Origin of the sequence: Haladaptatus sp. R4 (assembly GCF_001625445.1) — an archaeon.
In the GTDB taxonomy this organism is placed as follows: domain Archaea; phylum Halobacteriota; class Halobacteria; order Halobacteriales; family Haladaptataceae; genus Haladaptatus.
In genome coordinates, this window is record NZ_LWHG01000029.1 from 237,953 (window position 1) to 263,827 (window position 25,875).

Annotated in this window: 21 protein-coding genes and 1 pseudogene; 5 read left to right on the forward strand and 17 right to left on the reverse strand. The window is 59.9% G+C overall.

Annotation, left to right across the window (positions count from 1 at the left end; genetic code table 11):
• Positions 1 to 176: 176 nt before the first annotated feature.
• The 6 genes from A4G99_RS18810 to A4G99_RS18830 form a co-directional block, all read right to left on the reverse strand.
• Entirely contained in the window at positions 177 to 1,349 is a 1,173-nt protein-coding gene (locus A4G99_RS18810; protein WP_066147100.1) for a CapA family protein, read from the reverse strand.
• A gap of 756 nt (positions 1,350 to 2,105) precedes the next feature.
• The gene (locus A4G99_RS27575; RefSeq protein ID WP_223301994.1) at positions 2,106 to 3,158 is read right to left on the reverse strand and encodes a permease; all 1,053 of its coding nucleotides are present in this window, start codon (positions 3,156 to 3,158) and stop codon (positions 2,106 to 2,108) included.
• An 82-nt stretch (positions 3,159 to 3,240) separates the two neighbouring features.
• Positions 3,241 to 3,381 carry a hypothetical protein gene (locus A4G99_RS26120; protein WP_190303810.1) on the reverse strand — a complete coding sequence of 47 codons (141 nt, stop codon included), beginning with the start codon at positions 3,379 to 3,381 and terminating at the stop codon, positions 3,241 to 3,243.
• A gap of 99 nt (positions 3,382 to 3,480) precedes the next feature.
• The gene (locus A4G99_RS26125; protein ID WP_190303811.1) at positions 3,481 to 3,633 is read right to left on the reverse strand and encodes a hypothetical protein; all 153 of its coding nucleotides are present in this window, start codon (positions 3,631 to 3,633) and stop codon (positions 3,481 to 3,483) included.
• A gap of 970 nt (positions 3,634 to 4,603) precedes the next feature.
• Positions 4,604 to 5,572 (reverse strand): M48 family metallopeptidase, encoded by a 969-nt coding sequence (locus A4G99_RS18825; RefSeq protein ID WP_082837912.1) that lies wholly within the window; start codon positions 5,570 to 5,572, stop codon positions 4,604 to 4,606.
• Between the two features lie 82 nt (positions 5,573 to 5,654).
• A complete protein-coding gene (locus A4G99_RS18830) occupies positions 5,655 to 7,070 on the reverse strand; it encodes an APC family permease (protein WP_066147104.1) in 1,416 nt (471 codons plus the stop codon).
• Positions 7,071 to 7,463: 393 nt separating this feature from the next.
• Between A4G99_RS18830 and A4G99_RS18835 the strand changes: the two genes are divergently transcribed.
• The gene (locus tag A4G99_RS18835; protein WP_066147106.1) at positions 7,464 to 8,627 is read left to right on the forward strand and encodes an oxalate decarboxylase family bicupin; all 1,164 of its coding nucleotides are present in this window, start codon (positions 7,464 to 7,466) and stop codon (positions 8,625 to 8,627) included.
• 1,595 nt (positions 8,628 to 10,222) lie between these two features.
• Here the strand turns inward: A4G99_RS18835 and A4G99_RS18840 are convergent.
• Both A4G99_RS18840 and A4G99_RS18845 read right to left on the reverse strand, forming a co-directional pair.
• Complete coding sequence (locus A4G99_RS18840) at positions 10,223 to 11,434, reverse strand: ABC transporter ATP-binding protein (protein WP_066147108.1); 1,212 nt, start codon at positions 11,432 to 11,434, stop codon at positions 10,223 to 10,225.
• Between the two features lie 109 nt (positions 11,435 to 11,543).
• Positions 11,544 to 12,638 carry a family 10 glycosylhydrolase gene (locus A4G99_RS18845; protein WP_082837913.1) on the reverse strand — a complete coding sequence of 365 codons (1,095 nt, stop codon included), beginning with the start codon at positions 12,636 to 12,638 and terminating at the stop codon, positions 11,544 to 11,546.
• Positions 12,639 to 12,809: 171 nt separating this feature from the next.
• On the opposite strand from A4G99_RS18845, the gene A4G99_RS18850 reads away from it, so the two are divergent.
• Positions 12,810 to 13,151 carry a transcriptional regulator gene (locus tag A4G99_RS18850; protein ID WP_082837914.1) on the forward strand — a complete coding sequence of 114 codons (342 nt, stop codon included), beginning with the start codon at positions 12,810 to 12,812 and terminating at the stop codon, positions 13,149 to 13,151.
• Positions 13,152 to 13,304: 153 nt separating this feature from the next.
• On the opposite strand, the gene A4G99_RS18855 is transcribed toward A4G99_RS18850, so the two are convergent.
• The 6 genes from A4G99_RS18855 to A4G99_RS18880 all read right to left on the reverse strand — a co-directional run bounded on the left by A4G99_RS18855 (position 13,305) and on the right by A4G99_RS18880 (position 19,242).
• Complete coding sequence (locus tag A4G99_RS18855) at positions 13,305 to 13,928, reverse strand: hypothetical protein (protein WP_066147114.1); 624 nt, start codon at positions 13,926 to 13,928, stop codon at positions 13,305 to 13,307.
• Between the two features lie 26 nt (positions 13,929 to 13,954).
• A complete protein-coding gene (locus A4G99_RS18860; protein WP_082837915.1) occupies positions 13,955 to 14,830 on the reverse strand; it encodes a carbohydrate ABC transporter permease in 876 nt (291 codons plus the stop codon).
• Positions 14,830 to 15,810, reverse strand: coding sequence for a carbohydrate ABC transporter permease (locus A4G99_RS18865; protein ID WP_082837916.1), 981 nt, complete (start codon positions 15,808 to 15,810; stop codon positions 14,830 to 14,832). Before A4G99_RS18865 ends, A4G99_RS18860 begins: the two co-directional genes overlap by 1 nt.
• 12 nt (positions 15,811 to 15,822) lie before the next feature.
• Positions 15,823 to 17,115 carry an extracellular solute-binding protein gene (locus A4G99_RS18870; protein WP_066147116.1) on the reverse strand — a complete coding sequence of 431 codons (1,293 nt, stop codon included), beginning with the start codon at positions 17,113 to 17,115 and terminating at the stop codon, positions 15,823 to 15,825.
• A 286-nt stretch (positions 17,116 to 17,401) separates the two neighbouring features.
• Positions 17,402 to 18,184, reverse strand: coding sequence for a sugar phosphate isomerase/epimerase (locus A4G99_RS18875; RefSeq protein WP_066147118.1), 783 nt, complete (start codon positions 18,182 to 18,184; stop codon positions 17,402 to 17,404).
• Complete coding sequence (locus tag A4G99_RS18880; RefSeq protein ID WP_150123161.1) at positions 18,181 to 19,242, reverse strand: Gfo/Idh/MocA family protein; 1,062 nt, start codon at positions 19,240 to 19,242, stop codon at positions 18,181 to 18,183. The genes A4G99_RS18875 and A4G99_RS18880 overlap by 4 nt, the downstream gene beginning before the upstream one ends.
• A gap of 460 nt (positions 19,243 to 19,702) precedes the next feature.
• Here A4G99_RS18880 and A4G99_RS18885 point away from each other — a divergent pair, with 460 nt between their 5' ends.
• On the forward strand, positions 19,703 to 20,146 hold the full coding sequence (locus A4G99_RS18885) for a hypothetical protein (RefSeq protein ID WP_150123162.1): 444 nt from the start codon (positions 19,703 to 19,705) through the stop codon (positions 20,144 to 20,146).
• 564 nt (positions 20,147 to 20,710) lie between these two features.
• Here A4G99_RS18885 and A4G99_RS27580 read toward each other — a convergent pair.
• The gene (locus tag A4G99_RS27580) at positions 20,711 to 21,391 is read right to left on the reverse strand and encodes a YjcZ family sporulation protein (protein ID WP_066147122.1); all 681 of its coding nucleotides are present in this window, start codon (positions 21,389 to 21,391) and stop codon (positions 20,711 to 20,713) included.
• Between the two features lie 322 nt (positions 21,392 to 21,713).
• Here A4G99_RS27580 and A4G99_RS29940 point away from each other — a divergent pair.
• Positions 21,714 to 23,417 (forward strand): annotated as a pseudogene (locus A4G99_RS29940) (nitrite/sulfite reductase).
• Positions 23,410 to 24,909 (forward strand): Coenzyme F420 hydrogenase/dehydrogenase, beta subunit C-terminal domain, encoded by a 1,500-nt coding sequence (locus A4G99_RS18905; RefSeq protein ID WP_066147124.1) that lies wholly within the window; start codon positions 23,410 to 23,412, stop codon positions 24,907 to 24,909. Before A4G99_RS29940 ends, A4G99_RS18905 begins: the two are co-directional and overlap by 8 nt.
• A 217-nt stretch (positions 24,910 to 25,126) precedes the next feature.
• Here A4G99_RS18905 and A4G99_RS18910 read toward each other — a convergent pair whose 3' ends face one another.
• Positions 25,127 to 25,555 (reverse strand): type II toxin-antitoxin system VapC family toxin, encoded by a 429-nt coding sequence (locus tag A4G99_RS18910; RefSeq protein ID WP_066147126.1) that lies wholly within the window; start codon positions 25,553 to 25,555, stop codon positions 25,127 to 25,129.
• Positions 25,552 to 25,827, reverse strand: a complete 276-nt coding sequence (locus A4G99_RS18915) for a hypothetical protein (RefSeq protein ID WP_066147128.1) — start codon at positions 25,825 to 25,827, stop codon at positions 25,552 to 25,554. The genes A4G99_RS18910 and A4G99_RS18915 overlap by 4 nt, the downstream gene beginning before the upstream one ends.
• Positions 25,828 to 25,875: the final 48 nt, after the last annotated feature.

Here is a 25,875-nt window from a genome sequence, read left to right on the forward strand (position 1 = left end):
CATCGTCGTACGAACATCTATCCGGCACTCGGACGGGATCGTCCAAGTGGTTACATTTAAACATATCACTCCGGGAGATTTCATCAAATTTATCGATGAAAGCAATTTACTGCGAAGTCGATCCATCGTCGTCCCTTTTGGAGTCCCTACGCCGTAGAACGCCGGTCGAGGACGGTTTACAGTCTTACCACGAGACCGTTGCCATCCCGTTCGTACGTCGTGTCGAACTGATCCGAGCGGTCACGCATCGTCTTCCGGAGCCAAGCCGCCTGGTTCTCGGTCGGGGGGGAGACGCCGTCGTCGATATGGAACGGAACGAGCCGGATTTTCTCGAAACTCCCGCCGTCGAGCGTGAGTTCGAACAGATAGCTGTCGTGATTTCCCAGGTCGTCCTTGATGCCGAAGTCATCGACGAGGTCGCCGGTATCGTGGAGGATAACGCCGTCGCCGTACCGCTCGACGGCTTGGACGACGTGCGCGCTGTGGCCGTGAACGAGGTCCGCACCCTGATCGACGAGCCAGTGGCCGAACGCGACGAGTCGGTCGCTGGGTCTCTCGATCCAGTTCTCCCCCCAATGGAGCGAGACGACGAGGAGGTCCGGATTCCCGGATTTGGCGCGTTCGATGGCGTCCCCGACGAGTCGTCTGGTCCGCCGGTTCCGGGGGTCGGTCTCGGCCCACGCGATTCCCGGTCGGTCGCTGGCGGCGGCGTACACCTCGTACTCGTCCGAGAACGAAACGACGGCGACGTCGATGTCCCCCACGGAAAACGTGGCCGGTTCCCACGCGGCCGACGGGGTTGCGCCGGTGCCCGCGTTCTCGATACCGCCGTCGTCGAGCGCGTCTATCGTGTCGGTCAGGGCCACTGCGCCGAAATCCATCGCGTGATTGTTCGCCAGGTTCGTGAACCGAACGTTTCCTGCGTCGAGCGCAGGGACTGCCCAGTCGGGATTTCCCCGGAAGTAGTACACACGGTCGGGAAACCGTTCACCGCGCTTCGAGAGAGAGCATTCGAGGTTACAGAAGACGCCGTCGAGGGCGTCGAGTCGTGGCTGAAAGTCCCCCCAGATCGTCGCGGGATCGACACCCGCATCGCCGTAGATACGGTTGAGACTGCGTCCGACCATCGCGTCCCCGGCGAATCCGATGGTCGTTTCGTGCGTTCCGCGACCGTCGGTCGGACGGGCCCGGGACGAATCGGTAGCGTCGGTCGTCTCCTGGCCGGTGGCCCGGGTGTCACTAGACGGACTGCTCCCACCACCAGTGGTCGAACCGGCACGGTTCCCGAGACACCCTCCAACGACCACGGTTCCGATGGTCGAGAGGTATGCCCGCCTAGTATCAGTCATCGATAGTGGATCGTATCAGCAGGACAGTGATAAACTTCGTGGGAGCGGACCGCCGTTCCCACGGTCACCGACGACACGAACGGGTCGGGCGGGACGACCGACCGATGATTAACTTCAAATTTTTCAACAGATATTTCTACGCATTATAACGTGAAAGCGAAGAAAGATGTACGAATGTCCCACGGAGTCAATCCCTGGTACCTCCTCCCTCGGCCAGTTCGTGGTTACGAACGGACCTCGTCACCCCTCATTCCTGACCGAGGAACCATCGGTCAGGGATTCGGAATTTCATTTCGTGATAGACGTTTCATCCTTGTATCCGCCACCGAAAAACGTATGTCTTATCGTCGTATGTTCATAACTGAACAAAATTAAGATGATATGACGTTTAGAGCGTGTAGATATATAATATAGATGAAGTTTGCGGTGAATGTACAGCCGATTGTCGGTTCAAAGAGAGATAGAACGCAGTAAACGACCAACTATGGCAAGATATCCAAAATCCGTTCGTGCAGCAGCGATCAAATGTATTTCGTGTAACGCACCCGTCGTCGAAACTGTCGAAGGCTCGTATGCCTGTGTCGGCTATGGCGATTCACCGGTAACTGTCGCAGCGACGGACGCGAAGGCTCGAATTGCGGACGACTGATGGCGACTGTCACGAGCTATCGACGACGGTACTAGCTACGACCCAGACACGTGACGTTGCGGGGCAGGCGCGAAGGACGAGGTCCGAACACGAGCGACTGCGACCACTTAGCTCCCAACTGCTCCGTTTCGAATCACGCCGCCAACCGCGAAGAGCACCATGCCGACGATGATAGTGGCGGTTCCGGCGGTCAGAAGTCGAAGACCGACGATGGTCGGCGTGAAGAACACGAGACCGTAGGGAACCCGCCCAACGCTGATGAGGCCGTACCCGAGGAGCATCGTCAACACTGCCGGGGTCTCCGCGCCGCTCTCCTGGATGCGCTTGATGACCGGGTACGTCGCGTACGGACCGCCGGGAATGAGACCGGCGATGAGTCCGGCGGCGGCGACCTCGCCGAAGCCCGCCGATTCTCCGAGCAATTCGCTCAGTCGATCCTCGGGCAGCAACGTCCCGATGGCACTCGAAAGGAAGAGGGCAGCGACGATGAGCGTCGCGAGGTGGACGACGGTCGTCGCACCGTGTTGAACACCCGTCCACGCATCCGCCGGGCGTCGAACCACGAGGTACGCGTAGACGGCGAGCGTCCCGAGGATGACGACGCGCTGTCCCCACGATTCGCCGATCAGGAGGTCGAGACGGCTCATATACCAAGCACCCCCGCGGCGACGAGTCCGAAGAGTACCGTCACCACGACGCCCACGGCGACCCGGGCGGCGACGATTCTCGTTTCGAAGAAGACGAGGCCGTACGACACCCGACCCAACCCGATCGCACCGTAGCCGACGAGCATCGCCAGCACCGACGCGGTTCGTGCACCGTTGTCGGACGACGCTGCTGATGATGGGATAGACCGCGTACGGGCCACCGGGAAGAACCCCACCGAGCACACCGGCGAGCAACACGCCGGTCGTCCCCGCCGACCCACCGACGAGTCCGCTGATGGCGCTCGCGGGGACGAGCGTCTCGATCGCACTGGCGAGCAACAGCGCCGCGAGGACGAGGGTTGCCAGTCCGACTAGCATCCGAGCGCCGCTCTCGAAACTCTCGCGGGCGGCGTCGGGACGGCGAACCGAGAGATACACGTAGAGGACGATCGTGCCCAGGATGACGATTCGCTGTCCGGGGCCGGAACCGATCAGGATATCGACGATCGACATGTGAAAACCAAGTCAGTGTATACATTATACCTGTCCATCTAGCGTACCGCGCGCCAAAACGAGGTCCGAGATCGAGTGCGAATCATCGGCCGCCGCGGCGGTCGACGATGCTGACGCCGCACCGAACGTCACGGACTGGGACGAGTTCGCGGCGGCGGACGAAGCGTTCGATTAGATGGCAAGCACGGTCGTCAGTGGACGACCTCGCGTCGAACCCGATCATTCGTATCGACTCGATGTGAGACGGGTGAGAAACCTCGACTTCCGGATCCAACGAGTTGGAGAGTTCGACGCCAGAAAGATAAATGATATATCGCTATACTCAATGCGTATCGGTCGTGGTGACGGTCCCTATCACTGCAATGGTGTACGTGTTGAAATCACCACTGTCGGTACCGAAGTCGCCGAGGCGGCCGGTCACACCCGATACCCCGGTCAACGTAGCGATACCACTCGCCGTGATGAGTTGCGCCATAAGTACCGTCACAGCCAGAAGAACGATGCACCACCCCCTTCCTACCGAGTGAAATCGTGGGTTCCACAGCGGTCATCGACCCCGCCGCTGGTACGCGATTCCCTCTCGACGTCCGTGAGTACATTCGTCCGGTTCATCGCTGCTTCCGTCGAATTTGCCATCGATGGGACGTTTGTCAGGCGAAAATCCGACCGAGATAGAAAACGGTCGCGTACGGGGATGACTGAATCGAGCGTGGTCCGAAAATCGGCGGGTGGAACTCCAAACGATGGAGATGGCAACCCATTGACTACGGCCAATAAGGAAGAGACAACAATTACAGGGTTATCGCTGTAACACCAATTGCCGGTAAACACCATCCGTTATCGAAGGTAACACCCATTTATATTGTGTATTCTATGCAATATTACGTGGGGAGAGAGGTCATCAGCGTTGAAATTGTCACTCTATAAAACAGAATTCCGACACCCTACTAATGTCAATTGGTATAATATAGATGTGTTTCACGAATCTAGTTCCCCTCGGTCCGATAGATATCCGTATAGTAGAGCGTCTATCGAATATAGACTGATAACCCGAGAACGCCGAGGAGATGGGGAAACGGTTCTGCAACGAGATGTTTGAATCGGTTCTGCCCATGTATAACAATGGATGGGAATCCGTATCGGTCAAATAATATTGTATTCTATATGAATTTCCAATGGTTGGTACCTCCCCGAAATCGCGAAGTCACATGAGTAACAGGAACGGACGAAGACCAGACGGATCTGTTTCCCCACGAACGAAAGAAGGACAAACGAGGTGTGCCGAGGTCAGTTCGGACGTGAACCGCGGTGTTCCCGCGACCGTTTTACAGTCAATTCATCGGAAAACAGGGTTCTCTGTTCGTACCGAACAGTTCCGAGGAGGGCTGTCGCCGTGGAATTAGAGCGTTCGAAAAAGGAAGTCGAACACGCTGGTTCTGCTGGAATCAGCGGATTTCGACGTTGTGCCATCGGCCCGTTTCGTGGCGTCCGACGGTAGTTGCGGCCTCGCGGACGCGACTCACGCGTTCGTCCGTCGGCGGGTGGCTCGCGAACGCTCGTTCGAGTGGCGTCTGCTCCGTCCGCCTGTTGCGGTCCGGGAACACCCACGAAAACAACCCCCAACCGGGCTCGCTCGCACGTTGGAGCTTTTCGAGTGCACGGGCAAACGCCAGCGGGTCGTCGAGTACCGCCACGGCCCGCCGGTCGGCGGCGTACTCCCGCCGTCGGGAGTACGCTTGGAGCGTCAGCGTCGGAGCGGCGAACAGCCCCATCACGATTCCAGCCAGTCCACGTCGTAGGCTGCTACCGACGCTGGATGGACCTCGCACCGGCCGACCCATGATCAGCGACAGCCCCCAGCAACTCACGGAGACGAGCACCACGAACGGGAGGACTACAACGAGAGCGAGGCTCGCCATCGTCCGTAGGAGACTCATGGCCAGCGTTTGGAGGAGGCTATCGTGACCCTCTAGATGGGCGAGTTCGTGAGCGAGGACGCCTTCGAGTTCCGCGGGCGTCAGTAACCGGACGAGCGAGTGGTCGATCACGAGCGTCCGCCGTCCGAGGGCGAACGCGTTCGGGTGGCCGAGTCGGGCAATGTAGACGTCCGGTCGGTCGATACGCATCCGCCGAACCAATCTGTCGATGCTCGCGTCGATTCCCGGAGGGCGGGCCGCGGCGAGCGGAACCGCGTCGAGACGCGGAAGGAGACGCTTGGCGCTCGTTCGATAGTTCACGTAGCTGAAAACGAGCACTCCCACGCCCGTAGCGAGAAGCAGGAACGGGAGATCGGTACTGGTGAGGAGGGCACCGACGAGTCGGGTCCCGAAGAGGAGGCCGACGCCAGCGAGAGCGAGCAGCCACGCTCCAACCAGAATCGCAAGCCCGCGCGGCCGACGGAATGTTGCTGACATAACTTTCATAGGGATCGTATACAGAAAACGGTTACCGAAGATCGAAGACGGTCGTCGAAACCCGTCTTCGAGGCGGAGCGTTTCAGTTCTCGAACGACTCGAACGCGTCTTTCGCGTCTTCCATCGTGACGTCCTCCGAAGAGCCACTCGAAAAGTGGTAGAAAAGCACTCCAAGTACACACCACGCGAAGACGATCAGCCACTCGAACGGCCAGGCGAGAGCGGACGGGGCACCGGGCAGATACAGGCCGACGAAGAACGCGGTTAGCACGAGGCCGAGAACGCCGATAGCGTACCCGCCGGGAAGTTTGAACGGACGCTCCAATTTCGGTTCGCGGTATCGCAGCACGAGGAACGAGATAACGACGAAGAACCACGCAAGAACGATGCCGAAACTGCCCGCATCGACGATCCAGACGAGCATCTGCTCACCGAACAGCGGTGCGAGCACCGAGATACCTCCGATGAGAGCGATGGCGGCCGATGGCGTGCCGTGCTGTGGGTGAAGGGTCGCAAGCCGACTCGGTAACATGTCGGCTTCGGCGAGCGCGTACATGGCGCGACTGCCGCCGATGATGAACGAGTTCCAACTCGTGAGTATCCCGGCAATCCCCGCGAGCGCCATTATTCGACCGATAACCGTACTGTTGAACAGCGAGGTCAGCGCGGCGGCCGCGGGCAACGAACTGTCCACGAGCGTGGAACCGGAAAGCGATTGCCCGGAGGCCCAGATGACCGCGATGTAAAACACCGCGGCCATCACGACCGAGAGGACGATCAGACGGCCGAGGGACCGATATGAAACGTCGGCTTCACCGGCGGCTTGCGGAATCACGTCGAATCCAACGAACATGAACGGCGTCATGACGACGACCGTGAACAGCCCCGACCATCCCGCATCGGTGAACGACGGCGTCGCAGTCGAGTGTCCGTTGAAAATCGCACCGATAACGAGGGTGACCCCTGCGAGGCCGATGATGAGCGTGAGGATGGTTTGGAACTGCGCCGCGGGACGGACGCCACGGTAGTTGAGCATCGTCATCACGACAGCGCCGATTCCGCCCGTCAGAACCCACGTCGCGTAGACGGGTTCCCCGGCGATCGTCCACAGGTGGAGAACGTTGAAGCCCGGGACGAGATAGGCGAGCGCGGACGGCAGCGCGACCGCTTCGAAGATGACGACGCTGACGTACCCGAGGATGATCGCCCACGTACAGACGAACGACCCGGCAGGCCCGAGCGCTCGTAAACTGTAGACGTGTTCGCCACCGACGAAGGGCATCGCCGACGCCAATTCGCCGTAGATCAGGCCGACGGTCGTCACCATTACGCTCCCGATGGCGAACGCGAGAATCGCCCCGGTCGTTCCCCCCTCGTCGATCCAGTATCCCGTCTGAATGATCCACCCCCAACCGATCATCGCACCGAACGCGAGGACGAAGATATCGACTTTCGACAGGACACGTGTTAACTCATCACCAGTGTGATCTGCTCCCATGGTAGCTTTGGTTCCACCGCGTAGGTAAATAATTTATCCAGCATCGAATACACATTACGGACGTGCTATTTTCGAATCGCACGAACGACGTCGGCACAAATCGTGCGATTCGGTCGCCAAACGACGACGTCCGAACGTGGTTTCGAGAGGGTTCCCCGCAACTCGGATGGGGGGACGTGGGGACATCGGCTACCCGGCAAGAACGGTACAGCGGCACGTTCAAGTCGCTATCCGGCGTATAGTGGATGGGCGTGATAGTCGGTCAGGTGGGGGAGATACGATCGAATCGGACATCGGTCGATTTCGTCGTGGGCACCGTTTTCTTGGTCGCACGTCTTCGGCCGGTCTCCCGCGTACGTACGTCGAGACGCCCGATACAACGGAGACCGAAACATGCCAGACGAGACCAAGAGAGCCACCGACGGAGAACCGCAACCGATTCAAGCCGACCGAGGTGCCTCCATCCTCGGTCCACGGAACGTCCCGCTTGAGCGGGAAAATCCGGACCTGTTGGCCTCGCCCGACACCGATGCCGGGACGATTCCCAACCTCAAGTTCCCGTTCGCGGAGGCGCGAAACCGACTGACGACGGGTGGCTGGGCGCGCGAAGTGACCAAGCGCGAACTGCCGGTCGCGACCGACCTCGCCGGGGTAAATATGCGTCTCAAACCGGGCGGGATTCGCGAACTCCACTGGCACACGGAGGCCGAGTGGGCGTACATGCTCGCCGGTCGTGCGCGGGTCACTGCCGTCGATGCGGACGGCCACAACTTCATCGACGACGTCGGCGAAGGTGACCTGTGGAACTTTCCGGCGGGCATCCCGCACTCGATTCAGGGATTGGAGGAGGGCTGTGAGTTCCTGTTAGTGTTCGACGACGGGGATTTCTCGGAGAACGAGACGTTCCTCATCACGGATTGGTTCGAACACACGCCGCGTGACGTGCTCGCCAAGAACTTCGGCGTCCCCGAGGAAGCCTTCGACGACTTGCCGCACGACATCGACCACACGCGGTACGTCTTCGACGGGGAAGTCCCCCCGCCGTTGGACGAGGACGCGGTCGATTCACCGGAGGGGACGGTTCCGGAGAGCTACACGTACCGCTTGCTAGACCAAGAACCGAAGGAGGTGGAAGGGGGGCAGGTTCGCATCGTGGACTCGTCCGATTTCCCCGCAGCGACCACCATCGCGGCGGCGCTCGTCGAAATCGAACCGGGAGCGATGCGTGAACTGCACTGGCACCCCAACGCCGACGAGTGGCAGTACTACATCGGTGGGAAGGGGCGGATGACCGTCTTCGCGTCGAGCGGGATGGCACGGACCTTCGATTACCAAGCAGGGGACGTCGGCTACGTCCCCTTCGCGATGGGCCACTACGTCGAGAACACCGGAGACGAAACGTTGCGGTTCCTCGAAATGTTCCGCAGCGACCACTTCGCCGACGTGTCGCTCAATCAGTGGATGGCCCTGACGCCTCCCGAGTTGGTGCAGGCGCACTTGAACATCGACGAGGAGACGATAGCCGCGCTGCGGAAGGACAAACCCGTCATCGTCTGACCGGACTGGGCATCGTCCGACCGCACCGGGAATCGTCAGACCGCACTGGGTCCTCTCTCGTATGGGGACCCCCGGAGAACGGTTCTCGAACATATTTTACTCCGCTCCAATCCGAAGGATAAGTGTATACCACGTTTCGACCATGGACGAATCGCGATGAACGATGACACACGACACGGGAGGAGCACACGACACGACGACACGGAAGACCGGTCGGCGACCCGGAGTACACGACGCGGGTTCTTGGGAGCAGTGGGACTCGGAAGCGCCGCACTCCGTCCCACATCACGCCGTGAGGGACGTGGTTGGGATCCCAACCACGGGGGCAAAAAACCGTGGGCACCGCGCGACCACGATCACAGCGGGCAAAACGGATCGACGAGCCATCTCGGACGGGCGTCGCCAGTGGGATCGATCACGGTGGACGAACTCACCGCAACACAACGTTCGAACACCGTGGTCGTGTCGGCGCTTCCCTCCGTCTCCGGGAGCGGTACCCCCGACGACCCGTACGTTTCCCCCTCGGGGACCGGTGGAATGCGGGAAGCCTTCGAACGCTTGAACGAAATCGAGGGCGGCGTCATCTACTACCCGAGCGGGTATTACGGGACGGGAACGACCGCGTGGGAGATCGACCTCGCCCAATACGACGATCTACGGAACAACTGGGCGATCCACGGCGACGGCTTGGAATCCTCGCGGATCAGGTGCGGTTCCGACGACGGAAACGGAATCCGAATCCACGATTCGACAGGAACGGCCATGTTCTACGTCGAAATCGTCGGCGTCCGATTCGAGGGGGATTGTGCCGGATTTTCCTTCGTCTGGGGGTCCGACGATTTGGGTGACGCGTACAACAGTTGCTGGTCGCGGTTCTCGACGTCCAACAGCAACCCGGACGGGACGGGGGCGTGTCAGTTGAACTTCGTCCTGAACACCTACCATTACGGCGTCCACAACGCGGCAGGGGGCGTCGGAGTTGAACTACGCCGCGTCCAATTCTCCGGCATCGAAGGAAGCGTCAGTTCCGGCGAGAACGCCGGTGACACCGCGTTGCGGATTCGGGAGTACTCGTTCGCGAATCACTTCCGCTACTTGGACGTCGAAGCGACGTACGACGGGATCCACATCGCGGACTCGCGGGCGATATACAACGTCTTCCAGAACGCCTACTTCGCCAACGTTCGCGGGACGGCGGTGATTCAGGACATCGACGAGGACGGCCCCCGATTTCCCGCCTCGGCCGAACAGGGGACGTACTTCCACAACCCGTTCATCGCGGGAGCCGTCGAGAACATCGTCGAACACGGCGGCGGAACCCTGTACGTGGACGGATCGACGAGGAAGTGGCCCGCCGCCACACAGCAGACCTTCGAAGGGGAGCGATACAGGGGGAGTTACCGCGACGCGTCGTACTTCGAATTCGAACCACGCTCCGCCGCCCCCGAACACCGACTCGGCCGCGTCGCGCTCGCCGACGGCCGCTCGTGGGACCCCGATTCCGATGGACAACCGGAACTCGTCGTCTCGAACGGGACGGAATGGATCGAACTGACGACCGCTCGCCGACGACGCCGTAGAAGCGGCGCTCGTTTTCACGCCTCCGAATCCACCGACCGCGTCGTTTCCGAGATGGGTTCTGGCTCGGAATCGATGTGGAAGGCTTCCTCGCCGAGTCCTGCGGACTTGAGCGTGGTTCCGTCGTCCGCGAAGAGGTGGAGGTCGGTTTCCTCGAAGACGTAGGAGATGGACTCACCCTCCGTGGCTTCCACGTCGTCATCGACGCGGGCGGTCCACGAGTCGGAGGCGACGAGGAGGTGGAGGAAATCGTCGCTCCCCATCGGTTCGACGACGTCGAGCATCGCGGTCTGACGACAGTCGTTCGCCGTCCCGTCGTCCGTCACCGAGATGTCCTCCGGTCGGACGCCCATCGTCAGTCGCTGGCCCACCGTCAACTCACATTGCCGGACCGTCGTCTCGTCGATCGGATAGGCGAACGGAGCGTCGGCGTCGTCGGCCGTCAAAACGTACCGGCCGTCCGTCTCGTCCAGTTCGACTTCGAGGAAGTTCATCGACGGTTCGCCGAGGAAGCCTGCGACGAACCGGTTCACGGGATGGTGATAGACGTACTCCGGCGTGCCGATCTGTTGAAGCTCTCCGTTGTTCAACACGGCGATACGGTCGGACATCGTCATCGCTTCCGTCTGGTCGTGGGTGACGTAGATCGTCGTCACACCGAGTTTCCGGTGAAGCCGCTGGATCTCGGTCCGCATCTGTGCCCGAAGCTTCGCGTCGAGGTTCGACAACGGTTCGTCCATCAGGAACACCTCCGGATCGCGGACGATGGCGCGACCGAGTGCGATCCGTTGTTTCTGCCCTCCCGAGACCTGTGCCGGTTTTTTGTCGAGGATGTCCTCGATGTCCATGATGGATGCCGCATCGTCGACGCGTTTCGACCGTTCGTCGTCCGACAGGTCGGTCGTCATCTTCAACCCGAAACTCATGTTTTCAGCGGCGGTCATGTGCGGATAGAGCGCGAAGTCCTGGAACACCATCGCCATATCCCGTTGCTGTGGCGAGTCGTCCGTGATATCCGTTTCGTCGAGACGTATCGCACCGGTCGTCGGTGTTTCGAGACCCGCGATGCAGCGGAGCGTCGTCGATTTCCCGCACCCGCTCGGTCCGAGAAGGACGAGGAACTCCCCCTCTTCGACGGTGATATCCAACGTATCGACCGCGACGACTTCGCCTGTACTGTCCGCCGTAGTGAACGACTTGACCAATCGATCGATCCGAAGCGTACCCATACTAATTCTGTAGTCTGTGAAGGGATACCAAAACGATTGGCCTCGAAGTGGCCCGGAGACGAACATTTTCGAAAATATTCAAACGACGACCGGGAACGGTCGATTCCGCCTAGCGCCTGCTCGCCGGACCGTATTCCCGGTCGAAGTAATCGAGTTCGTCGAACATCTCGGTCGCGGTGTCCCACTGATCGGCGGTTAACCGGCCGATGTTCGCCCCGTCCGAGAAGAGCGAAACGCCGTGTGCGCCGCCGTGGAGCGCGAGTTGAATCGCGCTGACCAGTTCGTCCTCCTCCAACCGATTGAACGGTCGTTCCCCCCGTCCGGTTCGAATGGAGGGTGTGATCGGGCAGTTCGTCTCCTCCCGAAACGAGCGGACGACTTCACGGATCCACACCGGATGCATGTCGAGGTCGATGTGTGCCGTCCGTGGAGTGAGCATGTCGGCATACCGCGCGACGTCGCGTTGATCGACGCCGAGAATCCTTCGACTGTCGTCGATGGCCGTTTCGAGGTCCGAGAACGCTTCCAGTTCGATGTTGACGAGGAAATCGGATCGGTCGCGGAACGGATCGCTCAGTTTCCGGAGGAGCGAGGCGGTCTGCTTACACCGTCGGTCGATCCATTCCGTCGATCGGTCCGGGACGTCACCGAGTTCGTACTGCTCCCGGCAGTTATCACAGTAACAGGAGAGGTAGCTGGATTCGCCGTTGACTATCGGCTGAAATTCGAAGTGGGTGAACTGAATCCCATCGACGTCGTACTCGGCTATCTCGCGGGTGATCGCGTGGAGATGCTCCGAGACGACGTCGTGACTCGGGCACGCCCAGTGCATGTGCTCGGCCGAGACGTTCGGATACCGGATTTCCGTCCCCTCCTTCGCTATCTGGACCGTTTCGGGGTACTGTTCGAGGAGGTATTTGTCACAGAGGACGAAGATCGTCGGAACGATGTTGATGTCGTGTACCGCCGCGGCGTCGGTGAGTTCGCCGAGCAGATCGCGGCCGGGAACCTCGTTCGGCGCGACGTCGGAATCGTAGAACACCCGCCCGTCGCTCTCCTTGGTCACGACGAAGACCGTGTTTACGCCGTTGTTGGCGAGTCGTTTCAATTCCGCGTCGGGTCGCATCGTCGCCCATGGGTAGAGGGTTACTGCCCGTAGTAACTGCGTGTTCCACCATGGCTCGTCTGTGTTCCCTCCGGACATCGCAATGTTCTATTCGAATAGATGCGGAAGTTTAACTCTATGGCTCCTATCGACCGAATTCTTCTATCTTTGGACTCTATCAAACATCGTCGGTCATTATCGAATATCACCCCTAATTTCAATACACCCCGATAGAGAGTCTCTCACGAGGCGAACCAGCCACCACTCACCATGAACAATTCACGCTTTACTCGGCAAGTCCCCAACGCACGGTCCCACCCGCGTCCCCGACGGACGCTCGAACCCGACGGGTCCGAAATCCTGTCCGTTGCGACGGCGATGGGGTCCGACACCAGGTGGGAGATAATCAAGGCGTTATCGACCGAAACGCGAACGATTCACGAACTGACCGAACTGGTCGGTCTTTCGAAGGGGACGGTTTCCGTACACGTGAAACAACTCGAAGAGGCCGGACTCGCCGCCTCGCGGTTCAACGTGAGTGACAACGGCGGCGTCGAGAAGGAGATATCGCTCGCGGTCGACGAGATTACGGTCGATCTGAGCGACATCTGATCTGAGCAACACCTGACGTTCTTTTACGCGTGGGCGATAACCCATCGGTCCGACGGAGGACGCGAACGAGCGTCCGTCGGCCCACACCGCGACGATGTTTCCGTCGAGAGGTATCACACCGCGACGATGTTTCCGTCGAGAGGTATCACACCGCTACGATGCTCCCGTCGAGAGGTATCGCGTTGCGAGCGTCAGGACCGTCGCGACCACGCCGGGGCCGAGGAGGAGGAACCCCGCGACAGTAAACCCAAAGAGGAGACCGAGAGAGAGACAGAACGCGATCAGGCCGACGGTCGGAACGAACCGCTCGAACGCGAGTTCCGCGGAGCGTCGTGCCGTCTCCCGAGCAGAGCGGTCGGCATCGACCAGGAGGGGGTAGTAGTACAGCAACAACACGAGGAGCACGACCAGCGTATCGACCGCGAAAAACGCGAGAATTCCGTACGCAAGTTCGCCGGTTCGGTGGAACTGCAACCACGAGAGTCCCACGACGTCGATGAGAACGAACGTCGGTACGAGCGGGAACTGACTCCGCCAGAAATACCGTCTGACCGCGGTTGTCGCGGTACCGAGTCGGAACCGGTCGCCGCGGAGCACGGCACCGGCGGCGGCGACGGCGGTGGCAGTCGCCGGACCGAGGAGAACGATAGTCGGTGCCAAAAGACACCAACAGACGCTCACGGCGACGATAACGGGGAGTGACCGATACGCTGCTGCGACGGCCTCCTTCGAGAGTCCGATGAAATTGACTCGATTTCGGTGAGTGTCGTAAACCATTGATGGTATTCTCCTTTTTCGAACGGCTATACTTTGAGCCCGGACATCGTGACGCCCCTGATGAAATACCGCCGTAACAGGAGGAACAGCAGTATCGTCGGCACCGAAAGGAGCGTCGCACCGGCCATCAACGGCCCCAAACTGTTGCCGTAGAGGCCGGTTTTGGCGAACAGGGTGATGCTCACCGGGAGCGTGTACATGTTCTCGTTCTTGATGACGATGAGGTCCCAGAGCATCTGGTTCCAGCGGTTCATGAAGGTGAAGATAGCGACCGTCGCGATGGCTGGCATCGAGTTGGGGAGCACGATACGGAAGACGATGTCGAGTTCGTTACAGCCGTCCATTCGTGCGGCATCGATGAGGCTGTCCGGGAACTGCTTGAAGAACTGAGTCAGGAGGAAGATTCCGAACGAACTGATAGCGAAGGGGGCGATCATCGCCTGATACGTGTTGACCCAGCCGAGTTTGACGATGATGACGAACTGCGGGATCAACAACAGTATGCCGGGAATCATCATGGTCGCGAGGATGAAGTTGTACGTGATGCCCCGCCCGTACCAGTCCAGTTTCGCGAGGGAGTAGGCGACGATACACGACGTGATGACCACCGAGACGACCACGGCCCCCGTGACGATGACGCTGTTGATGAACTGCCGAACGATCGGAACGTTGTGCAGGAGGAACCGATAGTTCTCCAGCGTGAACGACGACGGAATCACGTGCAACGAGTAGATGTCGCTCGCCGGTTTGAACGACATCGAGACCATCAGCGCGAACGGAAACACCGGGAGGATGACGCCGAGCGTCAGGACGATATACACCAGTATTTTCCTGCCCGAGAGTTCGGATAACCGTTCGTGGCCGTCCGCGAAAACGCCGGAGTCGTCGGTTTCGATGCTCATTACATCGACACCTCCTGATCGACGTAGTTCCGCTCGACGTAGCTGATGACGAAGATCATCGCCGCGAGGATGACGCCGATGGTGCTCGCATAGCCCATGTCCAGATACGAGAAGGCGTTACGATAGATGACGAGGACGAACGTTTTGGTCGCACCGTTCGGCCCGCCGCTCGTCATGATGAACGGTTCGGTGAAGATTTGGAACGCCGTGATCGTCGAGAGGATCACGACGACCAGGATGCTCGGGTTCAACAACGGCAGGGTGATGTACCGGAACTGTTGCCACTCGCTGGCACCGTCGAGCGAGGCGGATTCGTAGATCGTTTCCGGAAGCGACTGGAGGTTGGCGAGGAAGATGATCGCGTAGTAACCCACGAACTTCCAAGACACCATCAGCGCGATGGCGGGCATCGCCCACGAGGTGCTGCCGAGGAAATCGATCTTCGTACCGGCGACGGCCAACAACTGATTGATGTACCCGTCGGGCGCGTAAATCCACTTGAAGACGACGGCGACGACGACGCCGCTCGTGACGTACGGGACGAAGTATCCCGCCATGTACAACGCCCGGCCGCGAACGATTCGGTCCAGCAACACCGCGACGCCGAGAGCGAGCGCTATCTGCGTCGGCACGTTCACGACGAAGAAGTACAGCGTGTTTTCGAGCAGTTTCCAGAAGAGGTCGCTCGTCAGTAACTGGACGTAATGGTCGAGACCGACGAACGGCGTTTCGGGGCTGATGATGGACCACTTGTGGAAGCTCAGGTAGAGTGCGAAGAGGAACGGGACGATGAGGAACACCGACGCCCAGAGGAACCACGGGATGAGGAGCGCCCATCCCATCAGGTTGTCGTCGTGGTCGCCGAGGCGTTCCGTTGCGGTGCCGAGAAGGGGCAGGGATGCTAACCGCCGCCGAAATCCACCCTTCGTGGTCGCCGTGTCCGTCTTCCTCGTTCCTGGTTCGGTTGTCGCGTCTGGCATAGATTGTGTCCGTTACTGTCCGTTGAGTGCTTGGTTGATGTCGCTCTCGGCGTCGTCGAGCCCTTTTTGCGGTGGTTTCTTCCCCAGCGCGACGGGCACGAAACACTGTTCGCCGAAGATGTTCATGACCTTCGAATACTCCGGCGTGTACGCCGGCGGATGTGACGTTTCGAGGGCCTGTGCGTACGGTTTGACATCGGGGTTCTTCTCGAAGAAGCCGCTCGCAGAATCGACGAGATCCTTTCTGAGCGGCAGTTGGAGCGTCTTTTTTAGGAGTTTCGTATCCCACTTCGAGCCCTGTTCGAAACTCACGAACTCCCACGCCTGCTTCGGTTGTTTCGCCGACGCGAAGATCGAGGTGTTCTTCGGATCGGCGTACGTGTGGCCGTTCGGCGTCGTTCCCTCCGGGACAGGCGGAGTCAAGTGTGACATCGAGACGTCCTTGTTGACGCCTTCGAAGTACGGGATGACCCACGGTCCACCGGAGTTGATGACCGCCTCGTCGTGCGGGAATTTCGGCTTCTCGCTTCCCTGTGTCGGGGCGAGATCGGCACCGTAGAGGTCGGCGAAGAACTGGAGAACCGTCTTCGCGGTTTCGTTGTTGAACGCGGGTTCGACGCCGTCACCCTTTTGGGTAAACATCGACTCCTTCCCCTCCGACGCGGCGAGGTACAGCGGGATGAAGTCGAACCACCGCTCGTACCACGTCGGTTTGGGCGCTCGATCCCACAGGACCTTCGCATTGCCGTCGCCAACGATCTTTTTCCCGGCCTCGATCAACCCGGACAGCGTCGTCGGATAGTCGTCCCGGCTTTTGAATCCGGCTTTCTTGAGAACGGTATCGTTGTATTGGAACAACACCGGGTTCGCCTTCCACGGCGTCTGATACAGGCCCCCGTCGGGCGCCTCGTAGCGTTTCAAAATGGTCTCGCCGCACCGCTCGGTTACGAACTTCTTCGCGCCATCGATGTCGTACAGGTTCTTCGCGGCACTGTTCTCCTGCAGTTGGGCGGCGAAGCCGGGAAACACGTTCGCGAACACGTCCGGTTCGGTACCGGAGGCGAGCGCCGAGAGGACGACTTGTTCGGAGCTATCTCCCTCGGGGACCGGCTTCACTTTCAGTTTCGAGTCGTGGGCTTCGAGGAACGCTTTCTTTGCGTTCTTGTGAAACGCCAGTTCCTCTTTGTTCGGCGACGACCAAAACTCGGTCTTGCCGCTTTTCGATCCGTCCGACCCACCCAATCCACCCGTACAACCGGCGAGGGATAGCATGGCTGCCGTACCCGTCCCGGCCGTGGCTCTCATGAATCGTCGACGCCGTAGTGTGTTTTGCCTCGTCATAGGACTGCTCCACAACTGTGCAATCAATTGTGATGTATAAACCTCGCTCTCGGATTTGATTTGCGTCAAACGGATTTGAGAGAGACCGATACTATACCGCCAGCAAGTAATGTGTTCGCCGAAGAAGAGAGTGATAACTGAACGAAAAGAGCAGTAGATTGTCGATTACTAACATTCCCAACCGAGGGACGAACGGCGACGTACCGACCCACATCGATCGGGGAAAAATCGTCGATTTGGACGTCGTGCGCTACAGACAGCTACGAAGATAGTCAACGGCCTGCGGTACGGCCTCGAAGTTGTCCGCTTCGCCTTCGTATTCGAGCGTCACGAAGTCGTCGTAGCCGCGCTCGGACAGCGCCGTCAGCGATTCGTCGTAGTAGGGGTAGTTGGGTTCGGAGCCGTCCGCCGCGAGGTCGTCGTAGGCGGCGTGGACGTGGTCCGCCAAGTGCAGCGTCCGGTCGATAGACGGTTTCCCGTCGACGTAGTTCGCCAAATCCAGAACGAGACCGAGGTCGCCGTTCACGAGGCTTCGAATCCGGAAGATGTCGTCAGCGGTTCGAATGAGACCGTCGTGGTTGTGGTTTTCGACCGCGAGCGTCGTCTCCACGGTTTCACCGTAGTCGATACACTCCTGCAGGCACGTCGAGACGTCCGTCCACACCTGCGGGTCGTCGTGTTCGCGGTCGTGGAGCCCCGGAAATCCGGTGAACGCTCGGAGTACCGGCGCGCCGAGACGGTCGCCGTGATCCAGCCACGTCTTGACCACCTCGACGTCTTCACGTCGCTCTTCTGGCGTCCCCTTGGCGAAGTCGTTGTAGAAGACCGACAGGCACGCGAGTTCCAGATCGTACTCGGAGAGGAGGTCGCCGACCTCCGCGATGGTCTCCTCGTCGTCGCCCGGAAGGTGACCGTCGAGCAGTTCGACCCCCGAGATTTCGAGTTCCGTGCTACAGATTTCGAGGAACTCCTCCAGGGACATCCCGTCTTCGAGTTCGTCGTGGTAGGAGTACGAACTGCAGGCGAGTTTCATTCCTCCACCTCCGTTTCGAGCGGGAAGTGAACCCGGTTCTCGGACTCCGACGACCGATAGATGGCCATGACCACTTCGAGTGCACGCTTGCCGTCCCGTCCCGTCACGGTTGGCTCGCTGTTGGCCTTCGCCGACTGAATGAAGTGTTCCACCGGACCGTCGTACTTGGATCGGTCCGGAATCGGAACGTCGACGGTCCCACAGTCGTTGCCCAATTCGAGCCTGAGCGATGGTGCGACTTTATCGACGTAGATGACGCCCTCTTCGCCGACGATTTGCATCTCGATGGATTCGGGGTCCGTTCGCCACGCCGTCTCGAAAGTGCCCAGGGCACCGCTTTCGAAGCGGAGCGCGGCGACGGCCGTATCCTCGACGTCCGCATCCATCGACAGCGTGTCGCTGTACCCGGAGAGGGAGGAAACCGAGCCGAACAGATAGTTGACGAGGTCGGCGTTGTGGACGCCGATGTCGATGAGCGCGCCGCCACCGGACGTCGCCGCGTCGGTGAACCACGTCGAACGGGGTGACCAACCCTCCGGCCCGGGGTGGCTAAACCGACTTCGCACCGACAGTACGTCGCCGATAACGCCCTTTTCGAGTAGCTCCTTGGTCTTCTCGTACACCGGATTGAACCGTTCGGTTTGGTCGATCATCAGGAACGCGTCGCTGGCGTCCGCCGCGTCGATCATCGCGTCCGCTTCCGTCAAGGAGGTGCTGATCGGTTTCTCACAGAGAACGTGGACGTCGTGTTCGAGCGCGGTGCAGACGACTTCCTTGTGCAGATGGTTCGGAAGACAGACGCTCACGGCATCGACGGCACCGGATTCGAGCATTTCGACGTAGTCCGTGTAGTACGATCCGATCCCGAACTCCGCCGCGACGGTCGCGGCTTTCTTCTCCTCGACGTCGCAGACGGCGACCAAGTCGACCTGTTCGCTCTTTCGATAGGCCGGGAGGTGGAGTCGCTGCGCGATCGCTCCGGTCCCGATAACTGCTGCTCGTAGGTTCTCGGTGTCGAGACCTTCCGTCTCGGAGGAGATCATTATCTCTTGTCCCATATTCACGCGACTCTCGTTCGACACCCCCAATTAATGTCTTCCTCAAATTTGATCGAATCAATCGATATTCGATACTCGTCGAATATCTATGGACACAGGGGAACGTCGCCGGGGTCGAACTTCGAAAACGGAAACGTCCACCGTCGTCTACAAATCTTTATTATGATTGTGAGCGTATATGTAATAGTGGAGGAAGGAGGAGTCGAATCTCCTCGTTCACGCGGGCGATAGAAACGGTCGAGTGGGGAACGCGTCCGTCGCGGATCGATACCGACGAACCACGGAGTGGGGGACGTCGCGTCGGACGCGATGCGGTCGGTGGCCGAGTGGAGGGGTGAGACTCCGAATCGGAGGAACAGGTCCTTGCGCCGATGACGTGAAACATCGCACCGACGTTCGTGCTCCGTTCGGCACTGGAGTACGAAGTTCGTACCGGACAGTCTCCACAGGGGAGCCAATAATGACGGATAAACAACAGGGGAGAGGAACCGAATACGACCGTGGCTACGACGAAGGATACGAGGACGCCCGGCGTCGTACTCGCCGGGCGAACCGTCGGGGAATCGTCGGCACCGTTCTCGGGGTCGTCGTCACCCTGGCCGTGGTGGTCAGTCTCCTCTTCGCGGTGTTCCTCGACGGAATCTGGCTCGGTTCACTCGTTACCGACAGTCCCACCGACGCGCCAGTGACGCCAGTCGTCCCCGCCCATGCGGGTGCGGACGGTGACGTGACGATCGTCGAGGGCGATACGACGGTAACTGTCGCCGGGACCGGTGCGGCGACGGTACCGACACCGATGGGCGATATTACGATTATCGTCGAACCGACGACGATAATCCTCCCGACGAACGGTGATCTCACGGAACTCGGAGTGCACGTCGGTGGGGTTACCGTCGCTCACTGACGCCGTTTCAGTGCACCCGGCGGGCCACAAGCCACGGGCCCATTTTCCGGGTGCCCTCGTCGTTCGACCCACGACGAACCCCCGGCACAACTGTTGGACATACTGCATCCATACAGCAATATATCGATATTTATTCCCGAGAGCGTGGATAATTATTTTATAACTTTTCAAGAATGAAGAACTATATACGAGTCACCTGTATCCCCTACCAACCCATGGAAATCCTTCACCAGTTACGAGACGCATTCAGCTCGAAAGAACCCTCCCAACAAGTGGAGGAGAATTCATCAAAATTTGGGGATGTCTTCGAATGCCGGGAGTGCGGTACGACGTTTATTTCGAATCCGACCCAGTGTTCGAAGTGTGACAACGACGAGTTCCGGAATCACGGCAGTTGTTGAGGTTTGGACCGACCCGAACTCCGCCGATTGAAGGAGATTCGAAAACCGAAACGCGAGTGATTCCCGCGAACGGAGACGGGGTTCCTGCGAGAACGATTCGTACCGTTCGAGACGTCCGTATTTCGCGTCCACATCGGCACCGACGTTCGACTACCAGTCACCGTCAGCGATCCATTTCGGCAGCGCGGCCGGTCCCACTACCGAAGCCTGCACCGATGATGACGAGTAGAATGAAGAGGACCAAAATCAGTACGTATCCTCCAGCGTACCCCTCGGCGTCCATATCGGTTTGAACACCGTTCCGAAGGCGGCGTTCGAGCGCATCCGCACCGCCTTCGTTCTCCAAGATCGCTCGGAGACGCTCGAACTCCCGGGTATCGATCCGATCGAAATAGTGAACCGCCGCCGGAGCAGTATCGAAGCCGTCGGGAACGTCTCCCTCCGCGAAGGAGTCGAGTATCTCCACGATTGCGTCGAGGAAGTCCTGGTGTATTTCGATGGAATCGACGTCCGTCCGGGCCACCGTCCCGTTCGTGACTGTCGCCACGAACCCGTCGATGGCGAATAGCTCCTCCATCTCACCATCGAGAACCGGTGCGAACCGCAACCTATCGAGGCGGAATTCGTCATCGGAGAGGGAGAGACCGGTCACCTCGAAGCGATCACTGCGTTTCTCCTCGTGACCGGTGTCCGTGCAGTCGGTGTCGTGGGTGCCACTACCGGTAACGGACCCGGAAAAGGCCCCCATGGCGACCGCCGTGCCGAGGAGTTGAACGAGCGTGCGTCGCGTTCGTTTGGGTGGCGAACCGTCCGCGTCCGTTTTCGGAGAAGTTTCGTCGGTCATTCGTCGCTGAACTAGCGACGGACAGCGGTTTAGTTGTTCACTCCCTGACTCCGGTAACAAAGACCCCGATTCGTGCGCCCCGTTTACAAGGGCCGCCTACGAAGCCGAATCCATTCGACAGCGACGAGACGCATCGTTCCCATCCCCATCCGACACATTTTGTGAGAGATAGATGCAAGAATAGCTGGTTTCGAGGAGCCACAACAGATACTGCCTCGATGCCGAGGTCAAAGCCAATCGAGGTGTTCACATAGTGCGCTAGGAGTTAGCGGCACACTCGTTGGGTATCCGACGCGGACGGATGCCGAGGAGAACACACAACATGAATACAGTCGAACGCTGGAAACAGGAGAAACACCCGCTCGACGTCATCGACGACGTGTACGCGTATGCCGAAGAAGGACTGTCCTTCGACGAAATAGAAGCGCGCGCCGGAGACGGCGAGTGGGAACGATTGAAATGGGCCGGGCTATACGCGCACGGACAACACGAGGATTACTTCATGCTTCGCACGAAGGCCCCGGGTGGTCGCCTCACCACGGAGCAAGCCGAAGTCATCGGCGAAGTCGCCGAGGAGTTCGCCACCGCACCCGAGGAACACGGAGGCGACGAACAGAATCCCGTGTGGGGAGACGCCTATCTGGATATCACGACACGGCAGGACATTCAGATGCACTGGATCGAGATCGAGGACCTGCCGGAGATTTGGCGGCGCTACGACGAGGTCGGTCTCACCACCGTCCAGGGCTGCGGTGACGGTGCTCGGAACGTGCTTGGATGTCCGGCCGCCGGGCTGTCGGAACACGAGTGTTTCGACGCACAACCCGTCATCGACGCGGTTTCGGGCTTCTTTACGGGCAACCGGGAGTACTCGAATCTGCCGCGGAAGTTCAAGATGACCATCACCGGCTGTCAGGAGGACTGTGCCCAGTCACAGATCAACGACGTCGGACTGACGCCCGCCCGGAAGCGGATCGACGGCGAGGAGTACTACGGCTTCCACGTGAAGGTCGGCGGCGGCCTCTCCGACGGGCCACGAATGGGGTCCCCGCTCGACGTCTTCATCCAACCGGAGGACGCAGTGGAGTTCTGCCGCGCCGTCGCGCAGGTGTTCAAGGAACTCGGCGACCGGAACAACCGCGGCGTCTGCCGGATGCGCTATCTCGTCGAACAACTCGGACCGGAAAACTTCGAAGCGGCGGTTCGCGAGCGGTGTGACGTTCCCCTCGAATCCCGTGGTACCGACCTCAGCGAGAGCTACACGGGCGACCACGTCGGCGTCCACGATCAGAAACAGGACGGACTGCAGTACGTCGGGTTCAACGTCATCGCGGGACGCATGGGCGGGGACGAGTTCGCCGAAGCGCCGGGCCGCACGGGAGTACGGAACGGACGAGGCGACGATTCGTCTCGCCACTGATCAGAACTTCCTGATTTCCCACGTACCCGCGACCGCACCGACGAACTGATCGACGAACCGTTCGCACGCGACTATCAACCCGACCCCGGCCCGTTCTCGCGCGGTGCAGTCGGCTGTACCGGGTCGGAGTTCTGCAACTACGGCATCATCGAGACGAAAAAGCGCGTCCGACGGTGGGCCAAGGAACTGGATGAGCGGGTCCAGACGCCGGACGGCTTGGACGTCGTTCGGATGCACATGAGCGGTTGTTCGGCGTCGTGCGCCCAACCGCAGATTGCGGACATCGGTTTCCGCGGCGAGACGGTGAAGGTCGAAGGCTCCGAGGAGACCACGAACGAGGAGGGCGACGCGGTGGTCGAAGGGATGGACGTCGGCCTCGGCGGCTCGTTGGGTGCTGACAACGAGTTCATCGACTGGGTCGAAACCGCGGTTCCCGCGAATGCGGTCATCCCCGCGCTCGAACGGCTCTTCGAGGTGTACGTCGAGGACCGAGTCGAGGGCGAACGCTTCTACGAGTGGCACCGCCGGGTCGGCAACGACCGCCTCCGCGACATCATGCGCCGTGCCGACGCGCCCGTGGCGAAAGGGGTGGCGCAGGATGACTGAGCGGCGGTTCCCGGGCGTTCCGGGCGAGTCCAGTTCGGCCGGTTCGTCGGACGATTGCTGTGAAGACGGCCAATGTACGTGTGCCGTGAATGAGGACGGAGCGGGTTCGTCTCCGCCACGGCTCCGCTCGGACGGCGGGAGCACCCCCAGTAACGTCGATTCCGACGGGAGCCTCGGCGAGGTTCAGTTCACCGAACCCACGGTGGGCAAGAGTCAGAACGTCGAGGGCTCCGACGCGAATCCGACGGCCAGACCCGGCGTCCCGGAGGGCGTCGAACTGGACACGCCGGGATACTCCATCCGGAGCGAGATGAACGACATCGACACGCCCGACGAGAAGACGTGGTTCATGGAGTTGGACGAGGCGGTCATCGAGGAGGAGCGGTGTATCCAGTGTGGTACGTGTGTCGCGGCGTGTCCGTCCGATTCCATCGGCATCGGCGACGACGGCCTGCCGGAACTGGTGAAGATGTGCACGGGCTGTTCGCTCTGTTGGGACTTCTGTCCTCGGGGTGGCCTCCGGTACGAACGACAGTGGAAGATCACCGGCGGCGACGACAACGTGTCGGGTGCGGGTGATCCGATCACCGAGTTCTCGGCAAAAGTCTCCGATAGCTGGCGGACGAACGCACAGGACGGCGGGATCGTGACGTCCGTCCTCGTCCACCTCCTCGAAGCGGGTGAAATCGACGGGGCGCTCGTCGCCACGGAATCCGATGAGGAACCGTGGAAGGCCGAGAGTTTCCTCGCGACGAGCCGCGAGGAGTTGATCGAGAACGCCGGGAGTTTCTACAACCAGACGATGGCGCTCGGCAATCTCGACTTGGAACAGTGGGAAGAACAGCTTCCGGACAAGGACCCGGAGGACCTCTCGCTCGCCCTCGTCGGGACGCCGTGTGAGATCGAAGGGATTCGTGCACTCCAGGATTTCGCGTGGGACCACCAGTCCCACGAGGATGGCGTTCGCGCGATCGAGTATACCATCGCGCTGATGTGCACGAAGAACTTCAACTACGAGCGGCTCATCGGGGACCAACTGCAGGAAAAGCGGGACATTCAGCCCGAGGAGATCGGCAAACTCGACGTTCTCGACGGTGAGTTTCGAGTGTACGACCACGACGAGGAACTCATCGTCGAGGAATCCATCAAGAACTTCCACGGTGCCACACTCAAGGGTTGTGACGAATGTGCGGACTTCACCGGCTACTGTGCCGACCTCACCGTCGGTTCGGTCGGCAGCCCGAACGAATATTCGAGCGTCATCGTCCGGACCGAAACCGGACTGAAAGCGTGGGAGTTGGCCGAACCCGACCTCGAATACGAGGACCTCTACAGTCGGAAAGCGATCGGTAAACTACAGAGCTGGGACAAGAAAAACGCGTTCTCGTCGTTGGAACGGCAGTTCGATCCGGACGCGCCGCGGTTCATCGAGTACACGGATCACGCCGAGCAGTACGGCACCGAACCCAATCCGCACGAGGCGGACCACTAACTCGGTGTCGTCCCGTTCGTCGTCTTTTTTGCAGTATCGAGATTCGAGCAGCAGATAGGAAAAGTAGAGCGACGGATGATTCCACACGGTCAGAAACGATGCCACGGGGATGGGTGAAAGAGTAGACGAAGGTACAGGGGAAGACGAAGTACAATGGGGGGACGAAGGCACAGGGAAGGATGAAAACACAGCCAACGGCGGGTAAAAGGAACTCCGCTCAGCGGCTCGATACGACGCGCTCGATGAGTCCGTCGAAGTCGTCGTCGAAGCTCAACACCGCATCGATACCGCGGGACTCGCACAGATGAATGATGCTCGCGTCCGTGAAACTGAGGTTCTGATCCTCATATCGGCGAAACGTCTCCAGCGCGGCTGTAACCTCGTCCGGTTCGACGTGGAGTAGTTCCAAGACGTTCGGAAACGAGTCTTCACCGAGGATACGACGTGCCACCGTGTTTGCGGCCTCGAACGACCCAGTTCGAACGCGGGTTAGCGTTACCACCTCGTCCAGTACGTAGTCGCTCGTGTACGGCTGACCGTACGTTCCATCCAGCAGTTCGTCGAACGCAGCAACTGCTTGCTCGTGGCGCTCTGCGTCCGTATCATGATGTGCAAAGAGGACGCCGGTATCGACGAAGACACTCATCCGTACAGTACGTCGTCGATATCTTCTTCGGTCGTCGTGGTGCCGGACGAAACCATTCCCTCGTGGAACGTCTCTCGCTCGGTTCTGGAAAGAGGGACTCGTTCTTCGCGGAACGAATCCACGAGATCCGCTTTCGATTCGATCGCGTTCTCGACGAGCCGGGCCAAAATCGTCTGCTGTGTCACTTTCCGCCCGGTTTTCAGTCGGATTTCGGCCTGTAACCGTTCGAGACGGGATTTAGTGTCGTCGTCCATCTTCACCGAAGTCGTCATACACGCTGGTAGTATCTTCTACTGGGTAAAGATTACTACCGGAATTGC